This window comes from Sphingorhabdus sp. M41, from assembly GCF_001586275.1.
Lineage (GTDB): Bacteria > Pseudomonadota > Alphaproteobacteria > Sphingomonadales > Sphingomonadaceae > Parasphingorhabdus.
In genome coordinates this window covers 324591-351479 of sequence record NZ_CP014545.1, presented here as the reverse complement: position 1 = coordinate 351479, position 26889 = coordinate 324591, and the positions used below count along the sequence as shown (strand labels likewise).

Here is a 26889-nt window from a genome sequence, read left to right as displayed (position 1 = left end):
TCTAGCGGTCGGGATTGCAGATGATTTCGGCCGCACCATCGGTTCGCACGATACAATTGGGCTTGCCGACGATATTGATTCGCCCGGTGCCATTATTGGTTATGAGAGCTTCCCGCTTCACCTTCACCAGACTGCTTGCCGGGCCGCGCTGAACCAGCGTCAGCTTGTCGACCGTAAGGTTCGGGCTTTCAAACATACTGGCTCCCTGGAGTTCCACTCTGGCGGCGCGTGCCTCGCCAACCATGATCAACTGCCCGCCGCCAGTCATCGCCACATCCAGCCGGTCCGCATCGACCGCATCGATCCGCAACGTACCAAAGCCGCCAAGGCGCACGCGCGGTGTCCGGCCTGACAATTTATCAAGTGTCACCTGACCTGATCCGAGATGCGAGATATTGCTGATCGCATAGCTGCTCAGATAAAGGGTTACCGGCGCGTCGGCGTCATAATCTTCGCCATTAAGCGATTTGCGCCTGACCGAGACAATCAGCTGCTTGCCGTTCTTCTGCAGGGAAACCCGATCCAGGAGCTCGCGGGTTTCCCCTTCCGCTCGGGCTGACGCACCTTTGCCGGACGTCAGCATCACATCGACCCCATTGCCGATCCGAATGTCTTCAAATCCGAAAATCGAGAATTTGCGTTCCGCGGCCTGGGCCATCGATGGCAGCAGCAGCACTACAGTCAGCAGCATTAGCGAGAAAAATCTCATACCGGTCTCGCTTCCCCGAATTCCATCCAGCCAAGCCAGCGTGGCGTCCTGGGTGCATAATGACCGTCATTCTCCACTAGTGCATAGCCATTGGCTTCAAATAATTTTGCAACCGGTCGATGCAGGTGGCAGCCGCCGGCGATATGTTTCCACACCGGTTCGATTCGCCGCTGCCATTTCTCGGGGCCCTTGTCCGGCGCCCGGCCATGTTCGAGGAACAGGATCTTGCCGCCGGGCTTCAAGACCCGCCGCATTTCCGAAAGCACCTGTTTGCCGTCCTGCACCGAGCAGAGCGTGAACGTGGTCAGCACCGTATCGAAGCTGGCATCGGCAAAAGGCATGGATTCGCCAATGCCGTCGCATATCTCCATGTCGAAGCCGCGCTCGCTGGCTTCCCGGCGAGTATAGTCGAGCAATTCAGCGGAGGGATCGAGGCCAGTCAGTTTATTGACCTTTGACCGGTCGTAAAATTGCAGATTGATGCCGCCGCCGCAGCCGAGTTCCAGCACATCGCCATCGGCTTTCGGCACGATCTCGCTGCGGTCCTTCATCACCGCCGGCTGTGAACAGGCGACGCGGATCAGCTTCGGAACCGCATATTTTTCCCATAGATTTGGCATCGCGGGCGAATCTGCCACATGCGCGACAGATCGCCAAGCGATTTCAGCATGTTGGGCGCGCGATCAGCCGCAGCTAATGTCGCCAGAACCCATTGCCCGTGACTTGCACTTCGCGTCACCGTGGATCCGGATATCACCGGACCCCATGACCTTGGCATCGACCGAACCATCCGAGGAAAGTTCAACATCACCGCTGCCGGCAACCGATATGCTGGCGGTGGCGGCTTTCAGGTCCTTGCCGCTGATATCGCCCGAACCGGCAATTGATATGTCGATCTCTTCGGCGGTACCCGCCAGCGTCAGGTTACCCGAGCCGGCAATCTTGGAACTCAGCGACGCCGTTTTGATTTGCGCCACCCGGATATTGCCCGAGCCGGCAATGCTCAATTTGGTCGAGTCCGTGGTCATCGCATCGATTTCCATATCCCCCGAACCAGCCAGCTTGGCGCTCTTCAGGGATGGGGCACTGATATAGATCGTGGCCTTGCCGCTATCACCCCAGAACTTGTCATCGCCATCCCGGCCGATTTTGATCTCGTCTCCAGATATTCGGTAGCGCAGCTGTTTGACCGCATCGGAATCGCCTTCCGCCCGGATCGAGAAATCATCCGCGGTGGTGAAGACGACATCATCGGGTCCGGCCAGGGTTACCCCTTCGAACGCACCCGGGTTGCTGGCGCCGGTCCCGATGGCCGTACCGTCGGAAAAGCTGCTGCCAGCGCTGGATGCGGCATTACCCACGGCATCGACAATCGACCCTTCACAGGCCGCGAGCGCCAATAGTGGTGCCAAAAACAATATCTTCTTCATCCATGCCTCCGTTGCTGTATTAATCTAGTAATACGCCTCCGCCGGGTAGAGATCAACTGAAAAATGCAGCTCTTCCGGACATGAAAAAGGGGCTGCCACATCTCTGCAGCAGCCCCCCTGGAATTTCGATGAACGCCCGAAGGCTATCGATTAATCTTCTTTCACTTCATAATATTGCGGTGCAGCAATATTGAGAATATCGAGAATTTTCGTCAGAGCCGTCGGCTCGTCGGTTTCTTCCATTGCCGCCAGTTCGCGAGCGAGACGGCTGGACGCCGCTTCAAAAATCTGCCGTTCGGAATAGCTTTGTTCCGGCTGGTCATCGGCGCGAAACAGATCGCGGGTCACCTCGGCAATCGATACCAGATCACCCGAATTGATCTTCGCTTCATATTCCTGGGCCCGGCGGGACCACATGGAGCGCTTGACCTTGGGTTTGGCTTTCAGCGTTTCCATCGCTTCGCGGAGCGTCTTGTCCGAGGACAATTTGCGCATTCCAACGCCTTCTGCCTTGTTGGTCGGAACCCGCAAGGTCATCCGCTCTTTTTCAAAACGCAAAACATATAGTTCGAGTTGCATGCCGGCAATTTCTTCATTTTGCAGCTCAACAACCCGGCCAACGCCATGTTTCGGGTAAACAACATAATCGCCCACATCAAAGGACAGCACATTCGCAGCCATAAAAAGCCTTTCTTGAATCAATGGAAAAGAACGCTGGTAACGTTCAAACTTCGTCACACGTTGACGAATAAACCCTTTCGTACATGTATTTAACGACCGAACACCTCCCGCTCCCTCGGGTGTCCAGCCGATTACAGGGCTTGTTTAACAGATTCGTAACAAAAAAGCAATTTTTCGTTGCAATGCACAACGTATCGCACCCGGACATGCCGGAGGCTGGCTTTCGTCGAACAGGAAATCACAGCTTCACATTGGTAATATCGGCAATGCCGACTCTACCGTGAGCCTGGGCGGGCAGCTAGTCCCCCGCGCCGGGCTTTGGGGAGAAGAAGGCTTCGAACTTGCCTTCCATGCCCTTGAACTCCTCGGCATCGGCCGGTGGATCGCGGCTGACCGTGATATTCGGCCATTCTTCGGAATATTTGGTGTTTATCTCGAGCCATTTTTCGAGACCGTCTTCGGTGTCGGGCAAAATAGCTTCGGCCGGGCATTCGGGTTCACATACGCCGCAATCGATACATTCGCTGGGGTTGATGACCAGCATATTGTCGCCTTCGTAAAAGCAGTCCACCGGACAAACTTCTACGCAGTCCATATATTTGCATTTGATACAGTCTTCGGTAACAACGTAGGTCATCTGGTCTTAAACTCCCCAATACCGGCCCACGATTTCAGGACGGCAGAATTTGTCCTAGCTATTGCGCAATTTCTGACACGTCAACAGTTGGTTTGGCGGCTATTTCAATTACCAGTCTGTAATATCTCATAACAGGATTGCGCCTGCAAAGCGCTGCTGCGGCGTTCCGGCAGCATGATAATACGCACCACATGCACTTCATTGCCCTGCGGGACGGTGAGAATGTCACCTTGCCGAACCCTGACATGGCCCCGCTCGATCCGACGGCCATTCAGCCGGACATGTCCCTTTTCCGCCAACTTGCGCGCCATCACCCGGTTATGGGCAAAGCGCAGATACCAGAGCAGCTTGTCGATCCGCAGCACGGGCTGTGCTGCGACGTTGCGATCCGCTGCTCTGCCGTTCAAGCCTGCATCCTATTTTTTCATGCTGTCCCGGAGCGCTGCCAACTCGGCAAAGGCTCCACTTGCGGTCGCGAGAACAGGTTCCGCCTTGCGCTTGACGGGCGCACCCTTGGCCTTTTTCTGATGTTTTTCACGGGATTTGAACGGGCTCTGGTTCTTTTTGCGCGCCATGCCCTTCCAGCGCCAATATTGTTCAGCTGCCGCAGGCTCTTCCGATAGTGGAATATTTTCTTTCGGCGTGTCACCGGGCTCCCCTACCACCGCCGGCGCGGCATCTGGCGCGGCGACCGCTTCGGCAACCGCTTTTGTCTCATCAGCAGTCGTCTCTGCAGGCTCAGTGCTATCGGCAACAGGCGAAACAAGAGCCGCTGGCTTGTCGTTTGTTTTGACGAAACCGGCAAGATCGAGCAGCGCTTCGTGACAGTTCTTGGTCAAGCCCAGCGATGTGGCCAGTGCAGGATCGATAGCAAAGATCGCCCCTTGCTGCCGCGCTTCATGGGCTTGCTTGATCAGTCGCTCGACCATGTCAACCCGGACATATTCGTCAGCAATCTTGCGAAAACCTAGTCGCGAAGCGTGATCGGCGGTCGCGAATGTCCCTTGTTTGAGATGCACGGCATTGTCCGGCGCCTGATCTATCATCGGCTCTGCATCAAAGGCAGCGAATAGAGCGGTGCGCCAGAGGACGGCGCCCGGTTTCATCAATGCATGGTGAAAAATATCAAGCGCTCCGAATACCAGACCTGCCCGGCGCGCATGGCCGCGCATGTCATTGTCGAGCGCCCGGATTGCCTGATCTATCTCGCGCCGCGACAATATCCCGCCAGCATCGACAATTTGTGCAAATAGCGCTCGGACCGCCGCCGGCGTTTCTGGTTCATTGGCCAGAGTGTCGATTTTCACCAGTCCTTGCAGATGCTTGGCTTTCATCGCATCCACCCAGAGCTTCACCCGGTCCATGACTTTCTGACTGGCTTCAGGGGCCATATCCTTGATCGAGCGGTCGAACTTGATCTCGGGCTGCAACAGACTCTTGCCCTTGGTCAGGACCGCCAGCCGGCTATCGCCCCATAATATCGTCGGCTGGCCAGCCGTGTCGGGGACCAGCGCCAGAACAGAGTCCGGTGCCTTGGCAAGAGCGTCTGCATTTTCTGTCATAATCCGTCCCAAATATCTTTCTGCTGCGGCAAGCAGCATCTTGCGATCCTCTCTCCGGCTATCGGAAGGTACGAGAAATTGGAAGCCCTTGAGTGTTCCTATTTCCTGTCCCTCGACCAGGACCTTGCCGTCATCATCATCGACAACGACATCCTGCGGCAATGTATCTTTCAGCAAACCGCGCATCAACACCCGTGTCCGCTTGTCAACGAAACGCTGGGTCAGTTGGCTGTGCATCGCGTCGCTCAGCCGTGATTCCAGTGCGCGAGTACGATCAATCATCGCCTCGGGCTGCTCCACCCAGTGGGATTTTTGCGCGATATAGCTCCAGCTGCGCGCTGCGGCGATGCGGGCTGCCAATGTGGCAATATCGCCCTGGAAATTTTCCAGTCGGGATATTTCCTGCGCCATCCGGGCATGCGGTATTCTGCCCGAAGCACCAGCGAGATGTGGCCAGAGCGAGGCAACGAAGCGCGCCTGATGATCTGCTCCGACCTTGCGAAAATCGGGAATACAGGCCGCCTCCCACAGCAAGCGCACCTTTCCGGGTGAGTTGGCGAGTCCGGATAATGCCGGATCCTGCGCCAGCCTTTTCAATACTGCCAGATCGACCGCTTCCGGTGCAGCGTGCAATCGCGGGACTTGCGGCTTTTCCTCGAGCGAACGGATCAGCTTGTCGACGGAACCGAAATCCGGTTCGGCATTGCGCCAGTAGAGCCATTCCAGCTTCGGGAAATGATGCGATTCAAGATTTTCGATGTCCTCGGGCTGCAGCGCGTCCGAAGAAGCCAGCCCGGTCAGCACACCAAAGCTGCCATCTTTCTGATGGCGACCGGCTCGCCCGGCAATCTGGCCGATCTCGGCCAAGGTCAGCCGGCGTCTGCGCCGCCCGTCAAATTTCTTCAGGGCGGCAAAGGCAACATGGGTAACGTCCAGATTGAGCCCCATGCCGATCGCATCTGTAGCGACCAGATAATCAACCTCGCCATCCTGATACATTTTGACTTGGGCATTGCGGGTCTGCGGCGACAAAGACCCCATGACGATGGCCGCGCCACCATGCTGGCGCCGAAGCATCTCGGCGATCGCGTAGACATCCTCGATCGAAAAGGCGACGATGGCCGATCGCCGAGGCAGCCGGGAGAGCTTGCGCGGCCCGGCATAGCTCAGCGTGGAAAATCGCGGTCTGGTGACGATCTCTGCTTCGGGGAGCAGCGCTTCAATCAGCGGCCGCAGGCTTTCCGACCCGAGAATCATGGTTTCTTCCCGGCCGCGCGCGTAGAGCATGCGATCGGTAAAAATATGGCCGCGCTCGGGATCGATACCGATTTGCGCTTCATCAATTGCGACAAAAGCAAATTCGCGATCCATCGGCATGGCTTCGGCGGTGCACAGGAACCACTGTGCTTCTTTCGGGATGATCTTTTCTTCACCGGTGACCAGCGCCACCCGGTTCGCGCCTTTCAGTGCAACCACGCGGTCATAGACCTCCCGCGCCAGCAGACGCAGCGGGAACCCGATCATGCCGCTCGAATGGGCACACATGCGGTCGATGGCAAGATGGGTTTTGCCGGTGTTGGTCGGGCCGAGAACGGCGACAAGAGACGACTGGGAGAACCGGGACATTGGCTATACAACAGCCGATCAGGCGCACAGTTGCAAGGGGCTTGGAGTAAAAACCGCAGATGCAGACCGGATAACTGTGATTTTACACGTTTCGCCGCACGGAAACGCCCTGAGTTGCGGCTTAATTTGACTTTAACCAAGTTCCTGCACAGAGGTTGCCCATATATAGGATGCAAGGCTATAGACTTGCATCGCCAAGGGGTTGGTTTGTTCAAGAGTATCGACAATATCGACATGCAAGTTCAGGGGACTGCCGCCGTCGCAGCCCCCTCCCTTCCGTCGTCACTTCCCGAAACCATGGTCACCAAGGAAAAGATCGCCGAATGGCGTGAATATCTGGCCGAAATCGACTGGGTTCCCGATCTTGGTATGGATATCGGCAGCCCGGCATGGTTCCGCGGCCTTGTTACCCTGGTAGCGCTGAGCGGGTTCGCGATTAGTTGCCTTCCCGATTTTGGTCCGATTGCCGGCCATCGCGCTGACGCGCTGAGCGGATATCGCGCCGACCAGGCCCGTTCGCAAATGATCGCGCCGCTGGCTTATGGATCCGACACCGGCATCCGGATGGCGGCAACCGACGCGGTGCGTCCGCTGGCCGAAAGCCCCGAACGACCATCGATCGAACTGGTCGCTACGCTTGGTCGCGGCGACAGCCTGCGCCGCGTGCTGCAACGCGCCGGGGTCGCCAGCAATGAGGCTGCACAAGCCAATGATCTGATCAGCGGTGCCGTTTCGCTCGGCGATATCAAGCCCGGCACCAAGATCGACGTCATCCTCGGGCGCCGCCCGGCAAAAAATCAGGCACGGCCGCTCGACCAGTTGGCCTTTCGTGCGCGCTTTGACCTCAATCTCGAAATTTTACGCGACGGCGACCGGCTGAAGCTCAACCGCAAGCCGATCCGGGTCGACGATACGCCGCTGCGGATCAAGGGCACGGTTGGCTCCAGCCTTTACCGTTCTGCACGTGCTGCAGGCGCGCCATCGGATGCCGTACAAAAATATCTTCAGGTTATCGGTTCGAAAATGTCGGTCTCGCGTGACATTCGCAGCACCGACGAATTTGATATCATCCTGTCCTATCGCCGCGCCGAAACCGGCGAGGTAGAAGTCGGCGATCTGATCTATGCCGGTCTCGACCGTGGTGGCAAACCGGCTGCACAAATGCTGAAATGGCAGAGTGGCGGCCGGACCAACTGGTTCGAAGCATCGGGTGTCGGTCAGTCGAACGGAGAACTGGCCCGGCCAACCAACGGACGGATCACATCCAGCTATGGCATGCGCCGCCATCCGATCCTGCGCTACAAGCGCATGCACAGCGGCATGGACTTCGGCGGCGGTTATGGCGCGCCGATTTATGCCGTCACCGATGGCACTGTGGTGCATGCCGGTCGCAAGGGCGGCTTTGGCAATTATGTCCGGCTGCAACATGGCGGTGGACTCGCTTCCGGCTACGGCCATATGAGCCGGATCGCGGTGAGCAACGGACGACGCGTGCGCAAGGGTCAGATCATCGGCTATATCGGCTCGACCGGCCTCTCGACCGGCCCGCATCTCCACTATGAACTCTATCGCGGAGGACGCACGATCAACCCCCGGTCGGTCAAATTTGTCGAGCGCGCCCAGTTGGGCGGACGGGAATTGCGCAACTTCAAGGGCCAACTGCAAAAATTGCAGCGCGTAGAACCGGGCGCAGCCCTGACCACGCTGAAAAGCGCATCGGCCCAGGCCGAGCCTGAACGCGAGATCAACCGGCTCAACAAGCCGCTCGCAAGTTAGCGACTTCAAACAGTTTCACACAAAGAGTTGAGCGCCGCTGTCGGCTCGGCTAAGCCTTTTTCATGTCACAGCAAGCATCTTTCCCGCACACTCGTTTACGCCGCACCCGCAGCCATGGCTGGAGCCGGGAAATGGTCCGGGAGACGCGCCTGTCGTCCTCCGACTTGATCTGGCCGCTGTTCATCACCGAAGGCTCGGGCGTGGAAGAGCCGATCGCTGCGCTACCGGGCGTTTCGCGCTGGTCCGTCGACGGCATCGTCGAGCGGGCCCGAGAAGCCCGCGATCTCGGCATCCCCTGCCTCGCCCTGTTTCCCAACACACCGGCGGAGAAGCGCAGTGATGACGGCAAGGAATCGCTTAATCCCGACAATCTGATGTGCCGCGCCACCAGGGCGGTGAAGGACGCGCTGGGCGATGATATCGGGATATTGACCGATGTAGCGCTGGATCCATACACGAGCCATGGCCAGGACGGGCTGATCGACGACAAGGGCTATGTCGAAAATGATCGCACCCTCGAGATGTTGACCAAACAGGCGCTGAATCAGGCCAATGCTGGAGCTGATATCATTGCGCCTTCCGACATGATGGATGGCCGGGTCGGCGCGATCCGCGATGTGCTCGAACTGGCGCATCATCACAATGTCCAGATCATGGCCTATTCGGCCAAATATGCCAGCGCCTTTTATGGCCCGTTCCGCGATGCCGTGGGATCGGGAGGGCTGCTAAAGGGCGACAAGAAAACCTATCAGATGGATCCAGCCAATAGCGACGAAGCGATTCGCGAGATTGCCTTCGATATTGCCGAGGGTGCCGACAGCATCATGGTCAAGCCGGGCCTTGCCTATCTCGACATCATCTATCGCGCCAAGTCGGAATTCAACGTGCCGGTCTTCGCCTATCAGGTGTCCGGCGAATATGCGCTGATCAAGATCGGTGCAGCCGCCGGAGTCGGCGATCATGACGCATTGATGATGGAAAAGCTGCTCGCGTTCAAGCGGGCCGGATGTTCGGGCATACTCACCTATTTTGCTGCCGATGCGGCGCGCTTGCTCCATGGGTGAGACAGCCGCCGATATCATACTGGAAACAGAACGGCTGCTCCTGCGCAAATGGCGGAAAAGCGATATCGAGCCGTTCATGGAGCATCTCAACACCCGCAATGTGATGCGCTGGCTGGGTGGCGTGCAAAGCCGGGAAAAATTCGACGCCGCAATGCAGCGACTCGAAGGCTATGACCGCAGCTTCGGCCACACTTTCTGGATTGTCGAACGCAAGTCCGACGGAGAAATTCTGGGATTTTGCGGCCTCAAGCGGGTCAACGCTCCGCAACCAAAACTGACCGGCGCCCATGAAATCGGCTGGCGCCTGCGCGAAGACGCCTGGGGTCAAGGCTATGCCAAGGAAGCCGCGAGCGCCTGTATGGACGCAGCATTCACGCGCTGGAACGCACCCTATGTCGTGGCGCTGACTGTGGCCGGCAACGAACCGAGTTGGGGATTGATGAAGCGGCTGGGCATGAGCCACCGTCCCGAGCTGGATTTTCACGATCCCAATTATGGCGAAGATCTGAACCCGACCATCGTCTACAAAATCACAGCTGATGAATGGAATTCCAGAATATGACCCAAGCCCTCATCCTGCCGTTCAATGGCAAAACCCCCAAAATCCATCCCAGCGCCTTCATTGCGCCGGGCTGCAAGATCATCGGCGATGTCGAAATCGGCCCCGAATCGAGCGTCTGGTATAATTGCGTGATTCGCGCCGATGTGAATTTCATCCGAATCGGTGCGCGCAGCAATATTCAGGATGGCACCACCATCCATTGCGACAGCGCGACGCCGGTGACACCCAATGGCAATCCGACGATCATCGGCGATGACGTATTGGTCGGCCATATGGTGATGCTGCACGGCGCGACTCTGGAAGACCGCGCCTTTGTCGGCCTGAGCACGACCGTTATGGACGGATGCGTGATCGAGGGCGATGCGATGCTTGCCGCCGGGGCGACTCTCACTCCGAATAAACGGATTCCATCCGGGCAACTCTGGGCTGGATCACCGGCGAAATATATGCGCGACCTGACCGAACCAGCCATTGCCGGCATGCGCATGGGCGTTGCTCATTATGTCGAAAATGCCAAGGCGCACAAAGCGACGATCGACGCACTGTAGTTTTTTGTCCTGATCTGGTACCCTGCTGCAGGGTCGCTGTTATCGGGAGACGGCGAGATGACGGAACAAATTGACGAAAGCAAAGTAGAGCAACTGGCAGGCAAGGTCATTGGCGATGTTGCCGGTGCAATGGCGGTTTTCATGTCCTATCTGGGCGATCAGGCGGGCGTCTATGAAGCGATGGACGGGGCCGGAGCCCTGACCGTCGATGCGCTGGCCGAAAAAACCGGTCTCAATCCGAAATATTTGCTCCAGTGGCTCGGCTCCAATGCTGCGGCCGGCTATGTCACGCACCACCCCGATGGCGACCTATTTTCATTGAGTCCGGAACAGGCGCTGGTCCTTTCCCGCGAAGGACAGCCCGCCTGCATGCAGGGATTTTTCCAGAGTGTCGTATCTCAGTTCGAGACTCAGGGAAAAGCGGTAGAAACATTCAAGTCTGGCAAGGGCAGGCCCTGGGGAGATCATTCGACTTGCTGTTTCTGCGGCACGGACCGGTTTTTCCGGCCCGGCTATGAAGCATGTCTGACAGATCAGTGGATTCCGGCGCTGGAAGGCGTGGAAGCAAAGTTGAAAGCAGGGGCCAAAGTTGCCGACATCGCCTGCGGCCATGGCTCATCCACGGTCCTGATGGCAAAAGCCTATCCCAATTCGGTGATCCACGGAATCGATTTTCACGAACCGTCGATCATCGAGGCGCGCGCAAAAGCCGCAGCGGCGGGAGTGACCAATGTCGAATTCCAGGTCGCCTCAGCACAGGATTTCAGCGGTGGCGATTTTGACTTCGCCTGTATTTTCGATGCGTTGCACGACATGGGTGATCCGGTTGGCGCCGCCGAGCATATACGCAAAGCGCTGCGACCGGACGGCACGTTCATGCTGGTGGAGCCGCTCGCCGGCGACACTATGGCAGAAAATCTACATCCGCTTGGCCAGATTTTCTATGCCTTCTCGACCACCATATGCACGCCAGCCTCGCTGGCGCAGGACGTCGGCCTGGGACTCGGAGCGCAAGCCGGGCAGAAACGGCTGACGGGCGTGCTCAATCAAGCCGGATTCGGAAAAGTGAGGCGCGCGACCGAAACACCGACCAATATGGTGCTGGAAGTATCCGTCTGACTTTGGCGGAAGGGCCGGCCGGCGCGAATCAGCGCAGCCGGTTCTTCATGGTCTCGATTTCGGCTTGCTGACGATCCACCTGCGCCTGCACAGCATCACGCTGTTTCTCGATGATGGTCGTTCCGCCGGTTTGATCTTCGGCCGTTTCGCGTTCGATCTGCGCTTTGAAAATTGCATCGATGTCGGCCAACGCCTCGACCGATGGGCTCCGCTGTATCTCGAGCGCGGCCAGCTCCATATGCGCGACCACCCATGATTCGCTCGATACTGCCGCGCCGCGCGCTGCATCGACTCGGCTTTTGACGGCCGGCAGCTTGGCCTGGAACCGGTCATGAGCCGCACGGCTTTGCGCGACCGCTGCGTCCAGCTTGATTTGCAGATCGGCTGACAGGGAAGAAATGGCGGCAGCAGGGGCTACCGCTTCGTCCATGACCGACTCGTCTTCATAGGGCCGCTTCTGTAGCGAAGGGAAATCGCCCTCCTGCATTGCGCAACCGGACAGCGTAACCGTGATAATCGTCACCAAAGCAGGGAGTTTTTTCATTGCCCTGTCTTTACGAGAGGCTTATCCGGTCTGCAACGGCGAATCTCCAACCAGGAAGCGGAGCGTCGCCGGGTCGCCTTGAATAGCCAAAATCGCCTTAAGCTGGTTGACAGCGCCAGTGCCATCGGTTAGCTGCCCACTCTTTCCAGCGTGAGCCGAGAGACTCGCGTTAACGGCCTTGTGCGCTGGAACCATAAATTTGAAACGGAAAAATAGCCATGTTCGCAATTGTGCGCACCGGCGGCAAACAATATCGGGTTGCCGCAGGAGATATTATCGCAGTCGAAAAATTAGCTGGTGAAGCTGGTGATTCGATAACCTTGGATGACGTTTTGCTTGCCGGTGACGGCGACGACATAAAGGACGTCAAGGGCCTGACCGTTGCGGCTGAGATCATCGCACAGGAAAAAGGCGAGAAGGTCATTATCTTCAAGAAGCGCCGCCGGCATAATTATCGCCGGAAAAACGGCCATCGCCAGCATCACACCGTGCTGAAGATCAGCGCCGTCGGCTCTGACAAGGCGCCAAAGAAAGCGGCCCCTAAAAAGGAAGCTGCTCCAGCCGAAGAGAAGCCTGCCGCGAAAGCCAAGGCTGCACCGGCTGAAAAGGCTCCGGCCGAAAAAGCACCAGCGAAAAAAGCTGCTGCGAAAACCGAATCAAAACCAGCTGCTGCCAAGAAGGCTCCAGCTAAGAAGCCAGCAGCCAAAAAGCCGGCTGCGAAGAAAGAGGACTAAACCATGGCACATAAAAAAGCAGGTGGTTCATCCCGCAACGGGCGCGACTCAGCAGGTCGTCGTCTGGGCGTTAAGAAATTTGGCAGCGAAGCCGTTGTCGCTGGTAACATCATCATCCGCCAGCGCGGAACGCAGACTCATGCGGGTCGCAATGTCGGCATGGGCAAGGACCACACATTGTTCGCGCTCGTCGACGGCAAGGTGGAATTCCACAAGGGTAAACTCGGTCGCAAATATGTGTCCGTGGACCTCATGGCGGAAGCCGCAGAATAACCGGATAATCGATAAAGGGTTATCCTCCAGAGGGATGACCCGGTAGGTTCGATAGAACCACCAATTTCAGGGAGAGGGTCATCCTCTCCCTTTTTTTTGTCTCTCCCTGCTGTGACGTCACAGTCTTGTAACGGCGGCCTGCTAGCGGGCTAACCAGTCAAGACAGGGGCGTCGCGCTACGATGATGGAGAGTCCCGATGTTCGCCGTAACACCAAGATTATTGCTGAGACCCGGCTGGCCCGAAGATGCCGGCGCATTATTCAATGCAATCAATGACGAGGCTATCGTTCGCAACCTTGCGAGTGCACCCTGGCCATATCGGCTGAACGATGCCCGGAAGTTTCTCTCCCTGCCCACCCATGCTGACAGCCCCCGCTGGCTGATTTTCAACCGGACGAGCGCCTCGCCGCAACTGGCCGGTTGCATCGGTATTGATGTGCAGGACAATGGCGATGTCGAACTCGGCTATTGGATTAGCCGCCAGCATTGGGGCCGAGGCTATGCCACCGAGGCCGGTCGGGCGGTATTGCAGAACGCACGGACGCTCGGCCACAGGCGGCTGGTCGCCAGCCATTTCGCGGACAATCCGGTCTCGGGAACCGTGCTGCGCAAGTTGGGTTTCACGCCAACCGGTCAAACCTTCGAAATTTTCAGCCGCGGCCGGAACGGGGAGGCTCGAGCAATAGGGTTTTCCTGCCTGCTGGATGAGGAACAGGAATGCGAGGTCATGCGACCACTGGCAGCATGATCCCCTGAATCAGGCTACTTTTTTGAACAATCCCGCCTGGCGGCTGCCGGTAGATGCTGGCTCTTGTGATCCGGCATCAGCTTCATCCATGATCGCGGCTTCATATTCGCTCTCGGCAAGCTTTATAAGCGGCCGGTCATCAATGTCCCAGGGATGGAAGCCGGGTTTGAAAAACTGCAACAAAGGCCATAATGTCCTGCGAAAAGGCGCTTTGCCGACTAGTGCATAATGCGCCAGCCCAAACCAAGCGCGTGGTCCGGAAATACCATCCTGTCGCAGTATATCCAAAATGCCCCTCGTCCGGTTTTTTGCAAAACCAAACGAGATTTTTGCCATGAAGCTGCAACGCACAAACCAGCATTTCAAAGGATTCCAGTCCTTGGTCATATGCAGCCAGGTATCATAGGCAACGCCCTTATGCTCAATTTCTTCCGAAGCATGCCATAGCCAGAGGTTGCGCTGATCTTCATCCGCATATTCCAGATGCGCCGGATTGCCGATCACTTCGGCGGCGAGAATTGCTGTAACATGCTCGATACACATGGTCGCCACCAGATGGTCATATTCCGATCTGGCACGAATGTCCTGCACGACCTTGGCAATCGTCTGCTCCAGCCGACTAATATCGAAATCGCAATCTTTCAGATGTTCGTTGAAGCAATGATGCTCCCGGCTGTGAATTGCTTCCTGCTGGATGAAGGAGCGAATCTCACCACGCAGCTTTGGCGGCACCCGGTTGACGAATTTCTTGAGCGAATCGATGAAAAAAAGCTCGCCTTTCGGAAAAGTGACGGAAAGGGCGTTGAAAAAGGCGGAAGCAAAAGGGTCACCGCCCACCCAGCGACGCCGCTCGATAACGGCACTGGCAAAATTCAGGTTGCGGGGTCGAATATGAAGGTCAGCGGGTGTCGCGCTTTTTTCGTGCGCACTAAATTCGGTCGCTGCATCAGCGATAGTCGGAGCAATGTCCATATCTGTTCGTGAACCTCCCAGTTCAAATTCATTCCGGCGCGACCCGTGATTTGGTTCAGCGCTGAATAGATAAGGAAGGTTAAGGATCGGCGGGGAAGCATGCCTAAGATACAGGGTTAAAAATCTGTTATTCGCAGCGGCATTGGCGGATATCGGCCAAGTTCAAATATGAACGGGTGCGGTGGGTTTTGGTTCAACTGGCTTATTTGCGGCGGTAGCGGAAATACCAGACATCATGATCCTGCCGGCGCGCCTTCGCTTCGTAACGCGTCTCCGGCCAGCCGCCCGGGCGGATCATCCAGTCTTCCGAACTTTCGCACAGCCAGTCAAATTCATCGCGCTGGTTCATGATCATGCAGGCCCATTCCAGATAGACCGGATGATCGGTACCGAACCGAAATTCGCCGCCGGGCTTCAGCTTCTGCGCAATCAGGCCGATCGGGCCATGATTCATGAAACGCCGTTTGGCATGCCGTGCTTTCGGCCAGGGATCGGGATGCAGCAGATAAACGAAGCTCAGGCTGCCGTCCGGAATTCGCTCCAGCACATCCAGCGCATTGCCCATATGCAGGCGGACATTGCCCAGGTGACCGTCACGAATATGCTGCAGCGCTCCAACCACGCCATTGAGATAGGGTTCGCAACCGATAAAAGCATGATCGGGCAGCATGTCTGCGCGAGCGGCCAGATGTTCGCCGGCGCCGAAGCCAATCTCGAAATGCAGCGGACGATCACTACCAAACAGCGATGTTGCCGTAACCGGGCCCTCCGTTGGCACCGCGATTTGCGGCAGCAGCTTTTCGACCAGTTCCACCTGCTGGTCGCGCAAAGCATGGCCCTGCCTCCGCCCATAGAGCTGGCGGATAGTGGTGGGATCGCCCTCTTTAAATGCTGTCATTGCTCGGAAGCATCTGCGGACAAAATCATCTTCAAATAGCGGCTTTTAGCGCGTCTACCAAATCGATCTTTTCCCAAGTGAAGAAATCACCCTCGGCCTTGCGACCGAAATGACCATAAGCGGCGGTCGGTGAGTAGATCGGCTTGTTCAGGCCGAGATGGGTGCGAATGCCTTTGGGCGTCAGACGCACCAGCTGCGGCAATATTTCTTCCAGCTTTTCCTCGCTCACCGTACCGGTGCCGTGCAAATCAACATTGATCGACAATGGCTCGGCAACGCCGATCGCATAGGAAAGTTGTATCGCACAGCGCTTGGCCAAGCCGGCGGCGACGACATTTTTCGCCAGATACCGAGTGATATAGGCTGCAGAGCGATCGACCTTGGTTGGGTCCTTGCCGGAAAAGGCACCGCCACCATGGGGGCTTGCACCGCCATAAGTGTCGACGATGATCTTGCGGCCAGTCAGGCCAGCGTCACCATCCGGCCCGCCAATTTCAAACCGGCCGGTCGGGTTGACGTGAATCACAGTCTTGTCGGTGATAAAGCCTTCGGGCAGCACCTTATGGAACACACCCATCACATAGTCGCGCAATTCTTCGTAAAGCGCGGGATTGTCGCTGTCCTTGAAATAGCCAGGTGCGTGCTGCGTCGAGACCACCAGAGCAACGGCCTCTACCGGTACTTCGTTGACATAGCGCAGGGTAACCTGACTCTTGCTGTCTGGCTCCAAAAACGGCGCTTTCCCGCTGTGGCGATCGGCGGCCATCTGCTTCAATATCTGGTGGGAATATTGTAGCGTTGCCGGCATCAGGTCCGGGGTCTCGTCGCTGGCATAGCCAAACATGATCCCTTGGTCACCGGCGCCCTCGTCCTTGTTACCGCTTTCGTCCACGCCCTGCGCAATATGCGCCGATTGCGGGTGCAGATAATTTTCAAACGTCAAATTCTGCCAGTGGAACCCGTCCTGTTCATAGCCAATTTTCTTGACGGTTTCGCGGACGACGCTCTGGATTTCTTCCTGAGCACCGGGCGCCCAATTGCCGTCCGTATCGATCATGCCGGAACCGCGAACTTCCCCTGCAAGAATTACGCGTTCAGTCGTGGTCAGGGTTTCGCAAGCAACCCGGGCTTCCGGATCTTTGGAAAGAAACAGATCAACAATAGCATCGGATATCTGGTCGGAGACCTTGTCAGGATGGCCTTCAGAGACCGATTCGGAGGTAAAAATAAATTCTGAACGCATAATAAATTCCTGATTTTTGATCAGAAAGAGGCTGACCCATCGGACATAAGGGAATGTTTATATCTACTTTAACGACCGCGCACGCGGATGGCAATGGCAGATAACAGCAAAATCAGCGCCAGACCGAGGGACAGGATATTGCCATAACGGGCGAACAGCGTTGGCGCCTTTGCCTCTGGTAGTCGGCTGTCAATCCGGCCCGCTTGTCCCATGGCGACACTGGCTCTGACCGTTCCGTTCGCGTCAATTACCGCCGAAATGCCAGTCGGAGTCGAACGGATCACCGGCAGCCCTTCTTCGATCGCCCGCAATCGTGCTTGTGCCAGATGCTGCGGCGGCCCCCAGCTGCCGAACCAGGCGTCATTGGACGGATTGAAAATGAAATCCGGGCGGTTCGCTGGATCGACAACCTGTCCCGAGAATATGATTTCATAACAGACCTGCAGACCCGCCTTCCCGAATTGACCGAGATCAAGCGAACGAGCGCCGGGCCCAGGCCAGAAATCAAAATCTCCCGGTGCCAGACGGGACAGGCCAAGAGCAGACAATAACGGCCGCATCGGCAGATATTCACCATAAGGAACCAGATGGGACTTGTCATAGCGCCCGAGCAGCTCATGCTGCGCATCCATCGCAAAGACGCTGTTGCGGGCACCGACGGCGCGTCCGCCGGCCTCGTCAAATTCCAGCTTGAGCGCACCCAGCACCAGCACATCGTCGGGCTTCATCAGCCCGCCGAGTTGCTGACGGACAAATTCCGGTGGGCGACCGTAATAATAGCGCGCCGGATAGCCGGTCTCGAGATAATCGGGAATTGCCGCTTCCGGCCAGAAAATGATCCGCGGTCGGTCGTCTTCGCGGAGCGTCAGTTCGGCGAGTTTCGCCAGATTCTGCTGCTCATATCCCGCCTGCCACTTATCCTGCTGACCGATATTGGGCTGGACCACGGTGAGCAGAGGTTGCTCCGGCGAAATCTGCTTCACCTGATGCGGTATCAAAGAAAGCCCCGCGAAAATGGCCATCAGCGGGAAGGCAGCCTGCCATCTTTTCTGGAATAGCAGCCACAGACCACCGGCTCCGGCAAACAGGAGCGCGGAAAGACCATAGGATCCGACAAACATGCTGAGACTCGCCATCTGGCCGAGCGGCAGCGCGATCACCCCCAGAGGATTCCAGATGAACCCGCTGAACACCCAGCTTCTCAGCCATTCGGTGATGATCCACATTCCCGCCAATGCCAGCACGAACGTCACGGGTCTCTCCTTGCCAACCCAGAAGGCGACCAAGGCTGCCAATGCCGGAAACACCGCCAGATAAAGCGACAGCAGGACCACAGCGACATAGCCCAGCCACTCCGGCATTGCCGCCTGAAAGGTAAAGGCCTTGGCAATCCAGTTGAGGCCGATGACAAAATGGCCCAAGCCGAACAGCCAGCCGGTGAAAAAGGCGGCCTTGCGGCTCTTGGCCTGCATCACGATCGCCATCCACAAGGCCAGCATCAATATCGTCAGCGGCCACAGGTTCAGCGGCGCGAAGCCGGTTGCGCTCAGGCCGCCCGCAAACAGCGAGATTGCGTAGGGATGGCGGGCGATCATTTCATGGAGTTTTGACACCAGCGGCTTTTGCCGTGTTCGTGATCACCATTCAATTGCTAATTGCTCGAACGCGCATTTGCTTGCTATTGCCCGTCCATGAACTTCATTTCACTCCTGATGCTCCTACTGTCGCAGCCGGCAGCCAGTCCACCCGCGCCGCTCGACGAAATCCAGCGGCGTGACCTCTCCTGTGTTGCCGTTCTGGCGATCATCGCTTCGGAACAGGAGCGCGGGGTGGAGAGCGCGCTCGACTTTCCGTTGCTCAGTGAGCGCGGTGCCACTTATGCCGGGCTGATCGGCCAGCGAATCATGGACGATAGCGGTCGAAGCAGAGAGCAGGTCCGGGAAGAAATTCTGGCAGCGGTAGCGGCCCAGCAAGCTTTGGGAAAAGAGGCAGCCGATCCGGACGAGGTGGTCAGAAGTGAAATGGCGACCTGCCTGCCGCTGCTCGACGCTGCAGTCCCGCCCAAGCCAAAGCCGGACCTGACCCAGTGCGCCGGGATGCTGCAACTGGCCTATGAGGAAGTCCACGACCGCGAAGGCCTGTCCAAGACCGCCCAGGATCTGAAAACACTAGCCGCCGTGCTCGACAGCCGTGCCCGCGACAAGATGCGGGCCGAGGGGCTCAGCGGTCAGGAAAGCGATATATTATTGACGCAGGGCCGGGAAGCGATGCTGGCCGATGCCAAGCAGAAAGAATCTCGGGGTCAGGGCTCCGATCTGGATTTTGAACATTGCTTCACCCTTGCCGCTCCCGAAGACAAGCAGCGCAAATATGAGCACTGACCCCCACCCCTCTTTGCGACCCTTCCATCTCGCTTTCCCGGTACATGATCTTGATGCCGCACGCAGTTTCTACGGCGACCTGCTCGATTGTGAAGAAGGTCGCAGCGATCCGCACTGGATAGATTTCAGTCTGTACGGGCATCAGATCGTCACCCATCTCGACAAGAATTTCGCGGCCCGGCCCTTGGTAAATCCGGTCGATGGCGAGCAGGTTCCGGTGCCACATTTTGGCGTCGTGCTGACGATGTCCGAATGGCAGGCTCTCGCAGACCGTCTGTCCGCAGCCGCTATCCACTTTGTCATCCCGCCGACAATCCGGTTCAAGGGACAGGTCGGCGAACAGGCAACAATGTTTTTTCATGATCCGAGCGGCAATGCGCTCGAGTTCAAGGCCTTCGCCAGTGATGATCAGCTTTTCGCCAAAGATTGACCGGCTTGCGAAAGCTTAAGCGTTCTGCTCGTTTTCCCAGCGATCCAGGCCATCTTCCAGTTGCCGCTCAGCCATGTCGCGAGCGCTGTTGCGCGCCAGCCCCAGCGATCCGGACAAGCGCTCACCGATCAACGCATCACCCAATGCCATCAGCACCAGCGCCAGCGTATCTTCGTGCATCTCGCGATCCTGGTGACCGCCTTCTCCGACATCGTCGACCAGCTTGTGAATCGCTTCGACGATCGGGTCGAGCGCGTCTTCATTGCCGGTCAGCATCATCCAGGACCAGAGCGCTGCAGCACCCTGTTTGTCAAACGCATCAAAAGTCAGGTCGACAATATCCCGCGCACAGCCTTCACCGGAGCGGGATTTCAGGATCGCTTGCGCGATCATTCCGCAGACTTCGTCGGACAAATAGGCCGCCAGCGCCTTTTGCAGGCCTGAGGCAGAGCCGAAATGGTGCAAAAGATTGGCGTGGGTGCGGCCAATCCGCCCGGCAACGGCTTTCAACGTGACCGACTGAGGTCCTGTTTCGATCAGCAAATCGCGGGCTGCTGCCAGCGCCATGCCGCGGCTTTCTTCCGGGGAGAGACGTCGCTTCGCTATTGACATTTATGTAAGTAACCTTATTATCATTCATGTTAGCTATAGGCCGTATTTCGCATAATGGAAACATCCGATGAATATGCTCCACTCCGACAACATCGAACCGAAACCCATCTGCACGCCCACGCCTGCAGGCCATGAAATCACCCCCCGCGACCGCCGCTTCGGACGGGAAGAGGGTTATGCACCCGGCAAATACTGGCAAAACGGCGACCCTGTAGCGACCGCATTCTACAATTGCCTGTCGCTCACATTCCCGCGCGGCGAAGCATTCTTCATCGAAAGCGTGAGAGAATTTCGCGATCAGACGCCGGCAAAACTGCAAAAGGAAATCCGCGCCTTCGTCCAGCAGGAAGTGATCCACAGTCGCGAACATCTGGCACTCAATCGCCGGGTCGAGGAAAACGGCTATGACACCAGCCGGATCGAACAGCGCATCACCGAATCGCTCGGCATGACCAAGGGCCGGCCCAAGATTACCAATCTGGCGGCGACAATGATCCTCGAACATTTTACCGCGATCATGGCACAGCAATTTCTCGCCAATCCCCGGCACTGGAAAGATTCCGATGAGGAAACCGCCGACCTGTGGCGCTGGCACGCACTGGAAGAGATCGAACATAAAGGCGTCGCCTATGACACATGGCTCTACGCGACCCGGGAGTGGAGCCGCTGGCAACGCTGGAAAGTGAAGGCGTTGATGATGCTCGTCATTACCAGAAATTTCTGGGGCAATCGCTGGAACGACACGCTCGATCTGCTCGCGCAGGACGGCATGACCGGATGGCGGGTAAAGCTCAGACTGCTGAAGTTCCTGCTCGTCGAGCCGGGCATAGCGCGGGCGATCATCATCCCGTGGATCAAATTCTTCCTGCCCGGATTTCATCCGTGGAACGAAGATGACCGGCATCTGATCCAGCGCGCCGAAAGCGAATATGAAGCGGCCCTAACCGGACGCCCGGCGACTGCCTAGGTAACAGTGGTCAATGCGCCGCCTTGCTCATGTCGACCTTGTCGACCCATTCCGGAAAAAAGCTGGGTTCGCGATTGGACCATCCGGGCGCAGTTGCAGCGGCTTCGCTGATCGACTGTAGCAAGCCCTTGCGGGTTTTCGGGTGAAGATGGGGTAGCGCCGACGCTGCACAAAAGGCTCCGGGCAGCCACGGACGCGCATCCGGACCCAGCAACCGCTCATAGAGAAAGCGAAAGGCGGGGAAACTGTGGATACGGCCCTGCCCCAGATCATAGGCAGCGAGCGAAATCAGCGAGGGCATGAACGCTTCGATATTGTCGATCGCGCAATCCTGGGGAATGGCTTTGCGAATGTCGGCGAGCCGCCGGTACAATGATATCTGGACCTTGATCCCCGCTTCTTCAACCTTGTCGCGCGACCATGTTTCAACGGCATCGGAACGCTCGAGGCCAACATCCAGTGAGCGTCGGATATAGCGCTGGGCAGCAGAGCTGAAGCTCGCAAATTCTTTCATTTCAGCCAGCGTCATCGCGCCTGGAACGGATCGTATTTCCTTGGTCATGCTTTCGCAACTCCTCATGGACTCATGCCACGCAGTCATTAAAGCCAAACATGGTTAGCAATTGGTTAAGGAGAAGCAGATTCATTGCCCGCCGGGCTTCCAAATTCGGAAAATTGCGCGCCCTGCTTAGAAAGTTTCGACCAACCGCAACCATGGTTCGACCGGGCACGATTCCCCTAGAGACAATTGATACCATATTGCCCTAAGCTGCATTGAAACCATGAATTGAATATATATGAGAAAATTTGAACTGGGAAATCACAAGCCGTCGGTCGGACATCAGGTTGCCATCCTGTCGATACTCGGATTCTGGCTTTTCTATGTGATTGTCCTGACACTGCGCGCATCGATCGGTGACTGGCCGTCGCAGGGTGAAATGGCGATGCGCCGCATCGTCGTGACGATTTTCGGCATCGGCATCACCTATCTGCTCTACCTGTTTCTCCGCCGCTTTGAGGACAAGGCGCTTTCCACCCGCATTATCACTGCTTTCGCCGCCGCGATTCCCTGCGCCATCATCATCGCCTGGTGCAATCACTACGTCTTCAATGTCTATTATCCGGAAAATCTGTGGGACGAAGCGCATGTCGAGGAAATGCGCAAATATATGTCCCAAGACAATCTCGCCCTCAAGGCGATTTCCGAGGATGCCACTTCCCGCTTCTTCTTCCTGGTCAGCTGGGCTTCGCTCTATCTGACCCTTAGCTATGCCGGGGAAGTCCGCCAGATCGAGCGCAAGGCGGCCCGCTTTGCCCAGGCCGCGCAGGATGCAGAATTGCGATCGCTGCGCTATCAGGTCAACCCGCATTTCCTGTTCAACACGCTCAACAGCCTGAGTACTCTGGTCATGCGCAGTCAGCCGGAAGAAGCGGAGGAGATGATCCTCAACCTTTCGAAATTCTACCGCACCAGCCTGTCGGGCGATCCGTTGGAAGACGTCCCCCTGTCGGAAGAGGTCCATCTGCAGAATCTCTACCTCGATATCGAGGCGGTGCGCTTCCCCGAGCGGCTCCGGACAAAGGTGAATATTCCCGACGATCTGCTCGGCGTACTGGTGCCCGGATTGATTCTGCAACCATTGGTCGAAAACGCGATCAAGCATAGCGTGGCGCACAGCAAACGCCCGGTGACCATTGCGATCAGCGCGCGGTCCGATGGTGACAATCTGATCCTGACGGTAGCCGATGATGGCGATCCGCGGCCGGTGGATTTGAACGATGATGGCAAGAGCAGCGGCATCGGGCTTGCGAATGTCCGGGACAGACTCGAAACGCGCTTTGGCCGACAAGCGAGTCTGCAGACTGTACGTCCGGCAGAAGGTGGCTATATTGCCCAACTGACCTTGCCCTTGATGCTGGACAACCCATGATCGAAGAAATCGAACGCAAACCGCTTACAACATTGATCGTCGACGATGAACCGCTGGCGATCGAACGGCTGCAACTGCTCTGCGCCCGGCAACCGGATATCAATCTGATCGGAACCGCCAGCGACGGCGAGGCGGCGCTGCGCCTCACTGAACAATTGAAACCGGACTTGCTGCTGCTCGACATCGCGATGCCGGGCAAGGATGGACTGGACGTCGCACGCGCCCTGTCCGGCAAGGCCGATGCCCCGGCGATCATATTCGTCACCGCCTTTGATCGCTTCGCGGTCGAGGCCTTTGACGTGGCAGCGATCGACTATGTGCTGAAGCCAGTCGAGAACGAGCGACTGACACTGGCCATTTCCCGGGTCCGGGAGCGGACTGCGGAACCGCGCAATGATGAAGCGGAAGACTCGCCCTGGGCAGAAGAATTCTGGGTACCTTACAAGTCCGAGTTGCGCCGTATTGTGGCCACGGAAATCGACCGGGTCGAAGCCGAGCGGGACTATATGCGCCTGCATGTCGGCCCCGTCAGCTATCTGCTGCACCAGACCATCACCGGCCTTGAAGAGCGGCTCGACCCCGAAGAATTTATCCGCCTGCACCGTTCGCATCTGGTCCGGCGTGACTGGATTGCCGGCTTGCGCCATGACGGTGGCGGCGTGTGGATGGCCTGCCTCAAATGCGGCACCGAAATCCGCATCGGCCGCACCCATCTGGCAGATGCGAAAAAGCTGGCTGGCAAATAGTCCGGACGTCTAGAAGCTGTAACGCACGGAAGCAGTCGCGCTGGTTTCATCTTCATCGACTATCGACACACCGTCGCGCGCGATCTCGGCCTTGCGAGCATTGACGCCGAGGTTGGTCGACAGACCGCGGGCGATATCATAGCGGACACCCAGTGAAGCAGAGCTTTCCGGTGTACCGTCAAGCTCGCCATAATGGCCGGCAGCGGACAGGCTAAGCACGCCAATCTTGGTTTGCGCTCCTCCAGAAACATACCAGCGATCAATATCGATGGTGCCGGCCTGCAGATTCTCATAGCCCAATCCAATATCAAACAGGCTGCTGCCATAGACAAATTCGCCGACGACACCCGCTCCGATGGTCGCGAAATGCGTCACATCATCGGCAGCAAGATAACGGGCCTTGGCAACGCGCGTTGTAAAGCGATAATCTTTTCTGCCGATCGGCCGCTGAAATTGCGCACCCAGTTCGAAATGACCGTCGCCATCAACAATCCCGGTCAGGGTTGTCGGGCCAAAGCGCCCGCTGTAACCGCCACCCCATTGGTTTGTCCGGCCGTAGAAATCATCAAAAACCAGATTGGAATTGCCAACCGCACGCCGGCGCCTTGTCGCTTCCCGCACCAGGCCGTTGACATTGCCGCCGATCAGACTGCCCCAGCTTGTGCGGATAAAACCGGCTACATTATCTTCATAGTCCCGCCTGTTCTCGTCATATTGCCCGAAATAGGAGACCCCGACATTCCACCGGTTGGCAAGCTGCATCTCGACATTGATATCGAGATTGGTGACCACACTGACATCCACATCACCGTCAAAAACACTATCATCGACCGTCAGCTTCACCGGCACATCGACGATACCGCCAACCAACACGGTGGCTTCACCGATTTCAAAAGCCAGAGGCTCTTCAAAGGAAGAAAGATTGTCGTAGTTGAGACTGATCTGCGCCTGGGCGGAGCCAGCGGTCATGACAATTGCCCCGACAGCAACCGACTGTAGCAAAGCGCGGGAAGATCTGGATTTCTTCATTCAGACCCTCCGCCGGAAATAATTGGCATGGGCGTGGTTGGCGATCGCCTTGCCGGCGTCCATCCCGACCATATGATCGCGCATCCAGTGCACACCGCCATAGATACGGCTCAGGCCATTTTCGTCGGCCGCCTGACTCAGATGCGTCCAGTGCCGGGTGACACCGCGCAATTGTGGCCACAGCACCTGATCGGGCGACTGGTGCGAGAAGCGCACGGCATCCGTGCCCAATATATGCGCAATCATCATGGCACCCGCCGCGCCGAAGGTTGAATGGCCGGATGTATAGGATGGGAAACCCGGCGTCGGGATATAGCTGCGCCACTGTTTCTCTCGCACGACCCGCGGATCGCGGTTGCCGAATTGCGGTGCCCGGTGCCGGATCGCGGTTTCCGGCCGGATGACGTCATGGCTATATTTGGTATCCCAGGCCTGGATCGATGCATCGCACTGGGTCATCGCGATCAGCGCCATCGCCCGCGCCCATTCGATGAACGACAGGTTGCGGTCCTGCAGCACCTGTATGGCCATCAGCATATAATGGCCGGGTGGAGTAATGCCCCAGGGACCATCTTCCCAGAACATCGCAATCTCGGTCTGGTCAGCGGTGCGCTCGCGACTGTCAGCCCCGCCCAAAGTCCGAACCTGATCAAACTCATCGGCGAATTCCGGGCTGGCCGGATCGTGAAAGGGAGCGACGCGGAAATTTTCGACGCGGCCCATCGTCCATGGCTCAATCTGTCCGTGACCCGGATAAAGCGGACGCGAGAAACTGTCGAATGCCGGACCGGGCTTGGCGCTGTAAAGCGGTCCGGTCGGCGTCCATTGCAGCGCGTCATGACGTCGCTGGTAGCGGTTCAGATAATAGTTGACCTTGCTGGGTTGCGATCCGTCGCGTGTCCGCATTTTGACGATTTTCAAACCGACCTGCCTGCCCCAGGCAGCCCCGAGCGATTTTGCCTCACTATCGGGGATAGCATTGGCAAAATCCCTGCGTTCTCCGACAAAGGGTTGCTGGAACACTTCCGAAGCAGCCGTGGCAAAAGCCACAGCATAAGCCATTGCCGGATCGGCTCCCCGCGGCGCCGGGCCAATGCCAAAGGGATCGTCATAGGCCTGCATAATGCCGTTCGCGGCGAGGAAACCGGCAACGGTCGGCATGGCCAGATTATAGGCCGCTCGCGGCGGCGGCACGCGTTGATCGCGGATCTGCTGAAAGAGAACATCACACCAGTGGGTTACAATATTGTGATATTGCGGCCGCAATATTGGCGTCAGATAAGAATTTGCCGAGCCAAAGCTTCCCGTGCAACCCGTCAAGCCCGCCAAGCCCGCGATCCCGGCGCCAGCCATGAAGCTACGTCGCGAAAATTTCATTGTCCCCCCCTGAACAACCACGTCGTCATCCTGGTCAGACACAAACGACAAATATGCGCATCGCCTAATGGTAAACCACCAATAAATTGTTAAGAGCGGCTCGGAGCCGCGGGTAGCCCGGCATAGAACCGGAGCGCCATGCTGCGACTGCTATCGCCATATAGCAGCGACAGCTCCACTTGTGTTCAGATGGTCAGATCGTGACGGATATAGCGCACACAGCCTCGCCAGCAGCATCATTATCTCTGCCGCTCGATGCCGTTTTGGAGGCCGGGATTTGGCCGATGTG

The 26889-nt window shown here is 57.4% G+C and carries 29 protein-coding genes; 13 read left to right on the top strand and 16 right to left on the bottom strand.

The features are described from left to right. Nucleotide 1 precedes the first annotated feature (1 nt). The 7 genes from AZE99_RS01710 to AZE99_RS01680 all read right to left on the bottom strand — a co-directional run bounded on the left by AZE99_RS01710 (nt 2) and on the right by AZE99_RS01680 (nt 6645). Nucleotides 2–709 (bottom strand): GIN domain-containing protein, encoded by a 708-nt coding sequence (locus AZE99_RS01710; RefSeq protein ID WP_067197507.1) that lies wholly within the window; start codon nt 707–709, stop codon nt 2–4. After that, the gene (locus AZE99_RS01705; RefSeq protein WP_067197504.1) at nt 706–1329 is read right to left on the bottom strand and encodes a class I SAM-dependent methyltransferase; all 624 of its coding nucleotides are present in this window, start codon (nt 1327–1329) and stop codon (nt 706–708) included. Before AZE99_RS01705 ends, AZE99_RS01710 begins: the two co-directional genes overlap by 4 nt. A 63-nt stretch (nt 1330–1392) precedes the next feature. Next, nucleotides 1393–2139: a head GIN domain-containing protein gene (locus AZE99_RS01700; RefSeq protein WP_067197501.1), complete on the bottom strand. Its 747-nt coding sequence runs from the start codon at nt 2137–2139 to the stop codon at nt 1393–1395. Between the two features lie 150 nt (nt 2140–2289). After that, a complete protein-coding gene (locus AZE99_RS01695; protein WP_067197498.1) occupies nt 2290–2820 on the bottom strand; it encodes a CarD family transcriptional regulator in 531 nt (176 codons plus the stop codon). 298 nt (nt 2821–3118) lie between these two features. Further along, nucleotides 3119–3457: a ferredoxin FdxA gene (gene fdxA, locus AZE99_RS01690; RefSeq protein ID WP_067197496.1), complete on the bottom strand. Its 339-nt coding sequence runs from the start codon at nt 3455–3457 to the stop codon at nt 3119–3121. A 104-nt stretch (nt 3458–3561) separates the two neighbouring features. Continuing rightward, a complete protein-coding gene (locus AZE99_RS01685) occupies nt 3562–3864 on the bottom strand; it encodes an RNA-binding S4 domain-containing protein (RefSeq protein WP_443027783.1) in 303 nt (100 codons plus the stop codon). A 9-nt stretch (nt 3865–3873) separates the two neighbouring features. Then, nucleotides 3874–6645 (bottom strand): helicase-related protein, encoded by a 2772-nt coding sequence (locus tag AZE99_RS01680; RefSeq protein WP_067197493.1) that lies wholly within the window; start codon nt 6643–6645, stop codon nt 3874–3876. A 207-nt stretch (nt 6646–6852) separates the two neighbouring features. Between AZE99_RS01680 and AZE99_RS01675 the strand changes: the two genes are divergently transcribed. The 5 genes from AZE99_RS01675 to AZE99_RS01655 all read left to right on the top strand — a co-directional run bounded on the left by AZE99_RS01675 (nt 6853) and on the right by AZE99_RS01655 (nt 11714). Then, nucleotides 6853–8421, top strand: a complete 1569-nt coding sequence (locus AZE99_RS01675; protein ID WP_231862668.1) for a M23 family metallopeptidase — start codon at nt 6853–6855, stop codon at nt 8419–8421. Between the two features lie 62 nt (nt 8422–8483). Further along, entirely contained in the window at nt 8484–9485 is a 1002-nt protein-coding gene (gene hemB, locus AZE99_RS01670) for a porphobilinogen synthase (protein WP_082788187.1), read from the top strand. Beyond that, entirely contained in the window at nt 9478–10047 is a 570-nt protein-coding gene (locus AZE99_RS01665; protein WP_067197489.1) for a GNAT family N-acetyltransferase, read from the top strand. The genes hemB and AZE99_RS01665 overlap by 8 nt, the downstream gene beginning before the upstream one ends. Then, on the top strand, nt 10044–10595 hold the full coding sequence (locus tag AZE99_RS01660) for a gamma carbonic anhydrase family protein (RefSeq protein WP_067197486.1): 552 nt from the start codon (nt 10044–10046) through the stop codon (nt 10593–10595). The genes AZE99_RS01665 and AZE99_RS01660 overlap by 4 nt, the downstream gene beginning before the upstream one ends. A 57-nt stretch (nt 10596–10652) precedes the next feature. Then, complete coding sequence (locus tag AZE99_RS01655; protein ID WP_067197483.1) at nt 10653–11714, top strand: class I SAM-dependent methyltransferase; 1062 nt, start codon at nt 10653–10655, stop codon at nt 11712–11714. 28 nt (nt 11715–11742) lie between these two features. Here the strand turns inward: AZE99_RS01655 and AZE99_RS01650 are convergent, their stop codons facing one another. Next, a complete protein-coding gene (locus AZE99_RS01650; RefSeq protein WP_067197481.1) occupies nt 11743–12258 on the bottom strand; it encodes a hypothetical protein in 516 nt (171 codons plus the stop codon). Nucleotides 12259–12476: 218 nt separating this feature from the next. Here AZE99_RS01650 and rplU point away from each other — a divergent pair, with 218 nt between their 5' ends. The 3 genes from rplU to AZE99_RS01635 all read left to right on the top strand — a co-directional run bounded on the left by rplU (nt 12477) and on the right by AZE99_RS01635 (nt 14014). Then, nucleotides 12477–12992: a 50S ribosomal protein L21 gene (gene rplU, locus AZE99_RS01645; protein WP_067197479.1), complete on the top strand. Its 516-nt coding sequence runs from the start codon at nt 12477–12479 to the stop codon at nt 12990–12992. Nucleotides 12993–12995: 3 nt separating this feature from the next. Next, the gene (gene rpmA, locus AZE99_RS01640) at nt 12996–13265 is read left to right on the top strand and encodes a 50S ribosomal protein L27 (RefSeq protein ID WP_067197476.1); all 270 of its coding nucleotides are present in this window, start codon (nt 12996–12998) and stop codon (nt 13263–13265) included. 197 nt (nt 13266–13462) lie between these two features. Beyond that, the gene (locus AZE99_RS01635) at nt 13463–14014 is read left to right on the top strand and encodes a GNAT family N-acetyltransferase (RefSeq protein WP_067197473.1); all 552 of its coding nucleotides are present in this window, start codon (nt 13463–13465) and stop codon (nt 14012–14014) included. A gap of 9 nt (nt 14015–14023) precedes the next feature. Here AZE99_RS01635 and AZE99_RS01630 read toward each other — a convergent pair whose 3' ends face one another. The 4 genes from AZE99_RS01630 to lnt all read right to left on the bottom strand — a co-directional run bounded on the left by AZE99_RS01630 (nt 14024) and on the right by lnt (nt 18722). Beyond that, nucleotides 14024–14986, bottom strand: a complete 963-nt coding sequence (locus tag AZE99_RS01630) for a metal-dependent hydrolase (protein ID WP_082788186.1) — start codon at nt 14984–14986, stop codon at nt 14024–14026. 202 nt (nt 14987–15188) lie between these two features. Further along, a complete protein-coding gene (gene trmB, locus AZE99_RS01625) occupies nt 15189–15884 on the bottom strand; it encodes a tRNA (guanine(46)-N(7))-methyltransferase TrmB (RefSeq protein ID WP_067197470.1) in 696 nt (231 codons plus the stop codon). Between the two features lie 31 nt (nt 15885–15915). Then, nucleotides 15916–17127: a methionine adenosyltransferase gene (gene metK, locus AZE99_RS01620; RefSeq protein WP_067197467.1), complete on the bottom strand. Its 1212-nt coding sequence runs from the start codon at nt 17125–17127 to the stop codon at nt 15916–15918. A gap of 68 nt (nt 17128–17195) precedes the next feature. After that, a complete protein-coding gene (gene lnt, locus AZE99_RS01615; RefSeq protein WP_067197464.1) occupies nt 17196–18722 on the bottom strand; it encodes an apolipoprotein N-acyltransferase in 1527 nt (508 codons plus the stop codon). A 96-nt stretch (nt 18723–18818) separates the two neighbouring features. Here lnt and AZE99_RS01610 point away from each other — a divergent pair, with 96 nt between their 5' ends. After that, a complete protein-coding gene (locus AZE99_RS01610; RefSeq protein WP_067197461.1) occupies nt 18819–19508 on the top strand; it encodes a hypothetical protein in 690 nt (229 codons plus the stop codon). Further along, nucleotides 19498–19938, top strand: a complete 441-nt coding sequence (locus AZE99_RS01605; RefSeq protein WP_067197459.1) for a VOC family protein — start codon at nt 19498–19500, stop codon at nt 19936–19938. Before AZE99_RS01610 ends, AZE99_RS01605 begins: the two co-directional genes overlap by 11 nt. A gap of 15 nt (nt 19939–19953) precedes the next feature. On the opposite strand, the gene AZE99_RS01600 is transcribed toward AZE99_RS01605, so the two are convergent. After that, nucleotides 19954–20550: a TetR/AcrR family transcriptional regulator gene (locus AZE99_RS01600; RefSeq protein WP_067197457.1), complete on the bottom strand. Its 597-nt coding sequence runs from the start codon at nt 20548–20550 to the stop codon at nt 19954–19956. Nucleotides 20551–20617: 67 nt separating this feature from the next. On the opposite strand from AZE99_RS01600, the gene AZE99_RS01595 reads away from it, so the two are divergent. Further along, the gene (locus AZE99_RS01595; RefSeq protein WP_067197455.1) at nt 20618–21517 is read left to right on the top strand and encodes a metal-dependent hydrolase; all 900 of its coding nucleotides are present in this window, start codon (nt 20618–20620) and stop codon (nt 21515–21517) included. Nucleotides 21518–21527: 10 nt separating this feature from the next. Here the strand turns inward: AZE99_RS01595 and AZE99_RS01590 are convergent, their stop codons facing one another. Next, entirely contained in the window at nt 21528–22079 is a 552-nt protein-coding gene (locus AZE99_RS01590; RefSeq protein WP_067197451.1) for a hypothetical protein, read from the bottom strand. A 235-nt stretch (nt 22080–22314) separates the two neighbouring features. On the opposite strand from AZE99_RS01590, the gene AZE99_RS01585 reads away from it, so the two are divergent. Together AZE99_RS01585 and AZE99_RS01580 are read left to right on the top strand one after the other, a co-directional pair. Continuing rightward, nucleotides 22315–23448, top strand: coding sequence for a sensor histidine kinase (locus AZE99_RS01585; protein ID WP_067197449.1), 1134 nt, complete (start codon nt 22315–22317; stop codon nt 23446–23448). Then, on the top strand, nt 23445–24194 hold the full coding sequence (locus AZE99_RS01580) for a LytR/AlgR family response regulator transcription factor (protein WP_067197446.1): 750 nt from the start codon (nt 23445–23447) through the stop codon (nt 24192–24194). Before AZE99_RS01585 ends, AZE99_RS01580 begins: the two co-directional genes overlap by 4 nt. Before the next feature lie 9 nt (nt 24195–24203). Here the strand turns inward: AZE99_RS01580 and AZE99_RS01575 are convergent, their stop codons facing one another. Beyond that, a complete protein-coding gene (locus AZE99_RS01575) occupies nt 24204–25223 on the bottom strand; it encodes a hypothetical protein (RefSeq protein ID WP_156472050.1) in 1020 nt (339 codons plus the stop codon). Then, nucleotides 25224–26600, bottom strand: coding sequence for a vanadium-dependent haloperoxidase (locus AZE99_RS01570; RefSeq protein WP_156472048.1), 1377 nt, complete (start codon nt 26598–26600; stop codon nt 25224–25226). Nucleotides 26601–26889 lie beyond the last annotated feature (289 nt).

Excerpts from the sequence above, each read along its gene's own strand:
- AZE99_RS01585 (WP_067197449.1), top strand. The coding sequence starts at position 22,315 with ATGAGAAAATTTGAACTGGGAAATCACAAGCCGTCGGTCGGACATCAG.
- AZE99_RS01660 (WP_067197486.1), top strand. The coding sequence starts at position 10,044 with ATGACCCAAGCCCTCATCCTGCCGTTCAATGGCAAAACCCCCAAAATC.
- AZE99_RS01665 (WP_067197489.1), top strand. The coding sequence starts at position 9,478 with ATGGGTGAGACAGCCGCCGATATCATACTGGAAACAGAACGGCTGCTC.
- AZE99_RS01590 (WP_067197451.1), bottom strand. The coding sequence starts at position 22,079 with ATGACCAAGGAAATACGATCCGTTCCAGGCGCGATGACGCTGGCTGAA.
- AZE99_RS01610 (WP_067197461.1), top strand. The coding sequence starts at position 18,819 with ATGAACTTCATTTCACTCCTGATGCTCCTACTGTCGCAGCCGGCAGCC.
- fdxA (WP_067197496.1), bottom strand. The coding sequence starts at position 3,457 with ATGACCTACGTTGTTACCGAAGACTGTATCAAATGCAAATATATGGAC.
- AZE99_RS01570 (WP_156472048.1), bottom strand. The coding sequence starts at position 26,600 with ATGAAATTTTCGCGACGTAGCTTCATGGCTGGCGCCGGGATCGCGGGC.
- AZE99_RS01595 (WP_067197455.1), top strand. The coding sequence starts at position 20,618 with ATGAATATGCTCCACTCCGACAACATCGAACCGAAACCCATCTGCACG.
- AZE99_RS01655 (WP_067197483.1), top strand. The coding sequence starts at position 10,653 with ATGACGGAACAAATTGACGAAAGCAAAGTAGAGCAACTGGCAGGCAAG.
- AZE99_RS01705 (WP_067197504.1), bottom strand. The coding sequence starts at position 1,329 with ATGCCAAATCTATGGGAAAAATATGCGGTTCCGAAGCTGATCCGCGTC.
- AZE99_RS01700 (WP_067197501.1), bottom strand. The coding sequence starts at position 2,139 with ATGAAGAAGATATTGTTTTTGGCACCACTATTGGCGCTCGCGGCCTGT.
- AZE99_RS01635 (WP_067197473.1), top strand. The coding sequence starts at position 13,463 with ATGTTCGCCGTAACACCAAGATTATTGCTGAGACCCGGCTGGCCCGAA.
- lnt (WP_067197464.1), bottom strand. The coding sequence starts at position 18,722 with ATGATCGCCCGCCATCCCTACGCAATCTCGCTGTTTGCGGGCGGCCTG.
- AZE99_RS01695 (WP_067197498.1), bottom strand. The coding sequence starts at position 2,820 with ATGGCTGCGAATGTGCTGTCCTTTGATGTGGGCGATTATGTTGTTTAC.
- rpmA (WP_067197476.1), top strand. The coding sequence starts at position 12,996 with ATGGCACATAAAAAAGCAGGTGGTTCATCCCGCAACGGGCGCGACTCA.
- trmB (WP_067197470.1), bottom strand. The coding sequence starts at position 15,884 with ATGACAGCATTTAAAGAGGGCGATCCCACCACTATCCGCCAGCTCTAT.
- AZE99_RS01650 (WP_067197481.1), bottom strand. The coding sequence starts at position 12,258 with ATGAAAAAACTCCCTGCTTTGGTGACGATTATCACGGTTACGCTGTCC.
- AZE99_RS01605 (WP_067197459.1), top strand. The coding sequence starts at position 19,498 with ATGAGCACTGACCCCCACCCCTCTTTGCGACCCTTCCATCTCGCTTTC.
- AZE99_RS01580 (WP_067197446.1), top strand. The coding sequence starts at position 23,445 with ATGATCGAAGAAATCGAACGCAAACCGCTTACAACATTGATCGTCGAC.
- AZE99_RS01710 (WP_067197507.1), bottom strand. The coding sequence starts at position 709 with ATGAGATTTTTCTCGCTAATGCTGCTGACTGTAGTGCTGCTGCTGCCA.
- AZE99_RS01575 (WP_156472050.1), bottom strand. The coding sequence starts at position 25,223 with ATGAAGAAATCCAGATCTTCCCGCGCTTTGCTACAGTCGGTTGCTGTC.
- metK (WP_067197467.1), bottom strand. The coding sequence starts at position 17,127 with ATGCGTTCAGAATTTATTTTTACCTCCGAATCGGTCTCTGAAGGCCAT.
- AZE99_RS01630 (WP_082788186.1), bottom strand. The coding sequence starts at position 14,986 with ATGGACATTGCTCCGACTATCGCTGATGCAGCGACCGAATTTAGTGCG.
- hemB (WP_082788187.1), top strand. The coding sequence starts at position 8,484 with ATGTCACAGCAAGCATCTTTCCCGCACACTCGTTTACGCCGCACCCGC.
- AZE99_RS01600 (WP_067197457.1), bottom strand. The coding sequence starts at position 20,550 with ATGTCAATAGCGAAGCGACGTCTCTCCCCGGAAGAAAGCCGCGGCATG.
- rplU (WP_067197479.1), top strand. The coding sequence starts at position 12,477 with ATGTTCGCAATTGTGCGCACCGGCGGCAAACAATATCGGGTTGCCGCA.
- AZE99_RS01680 (WP_067197493.1), bottom strand. The coding sequence starts at position 6,645 with ATGTCCCGGTTCTCCCAGTCGTCTCTTGTCGCCGTTCTCGGCCCGACC.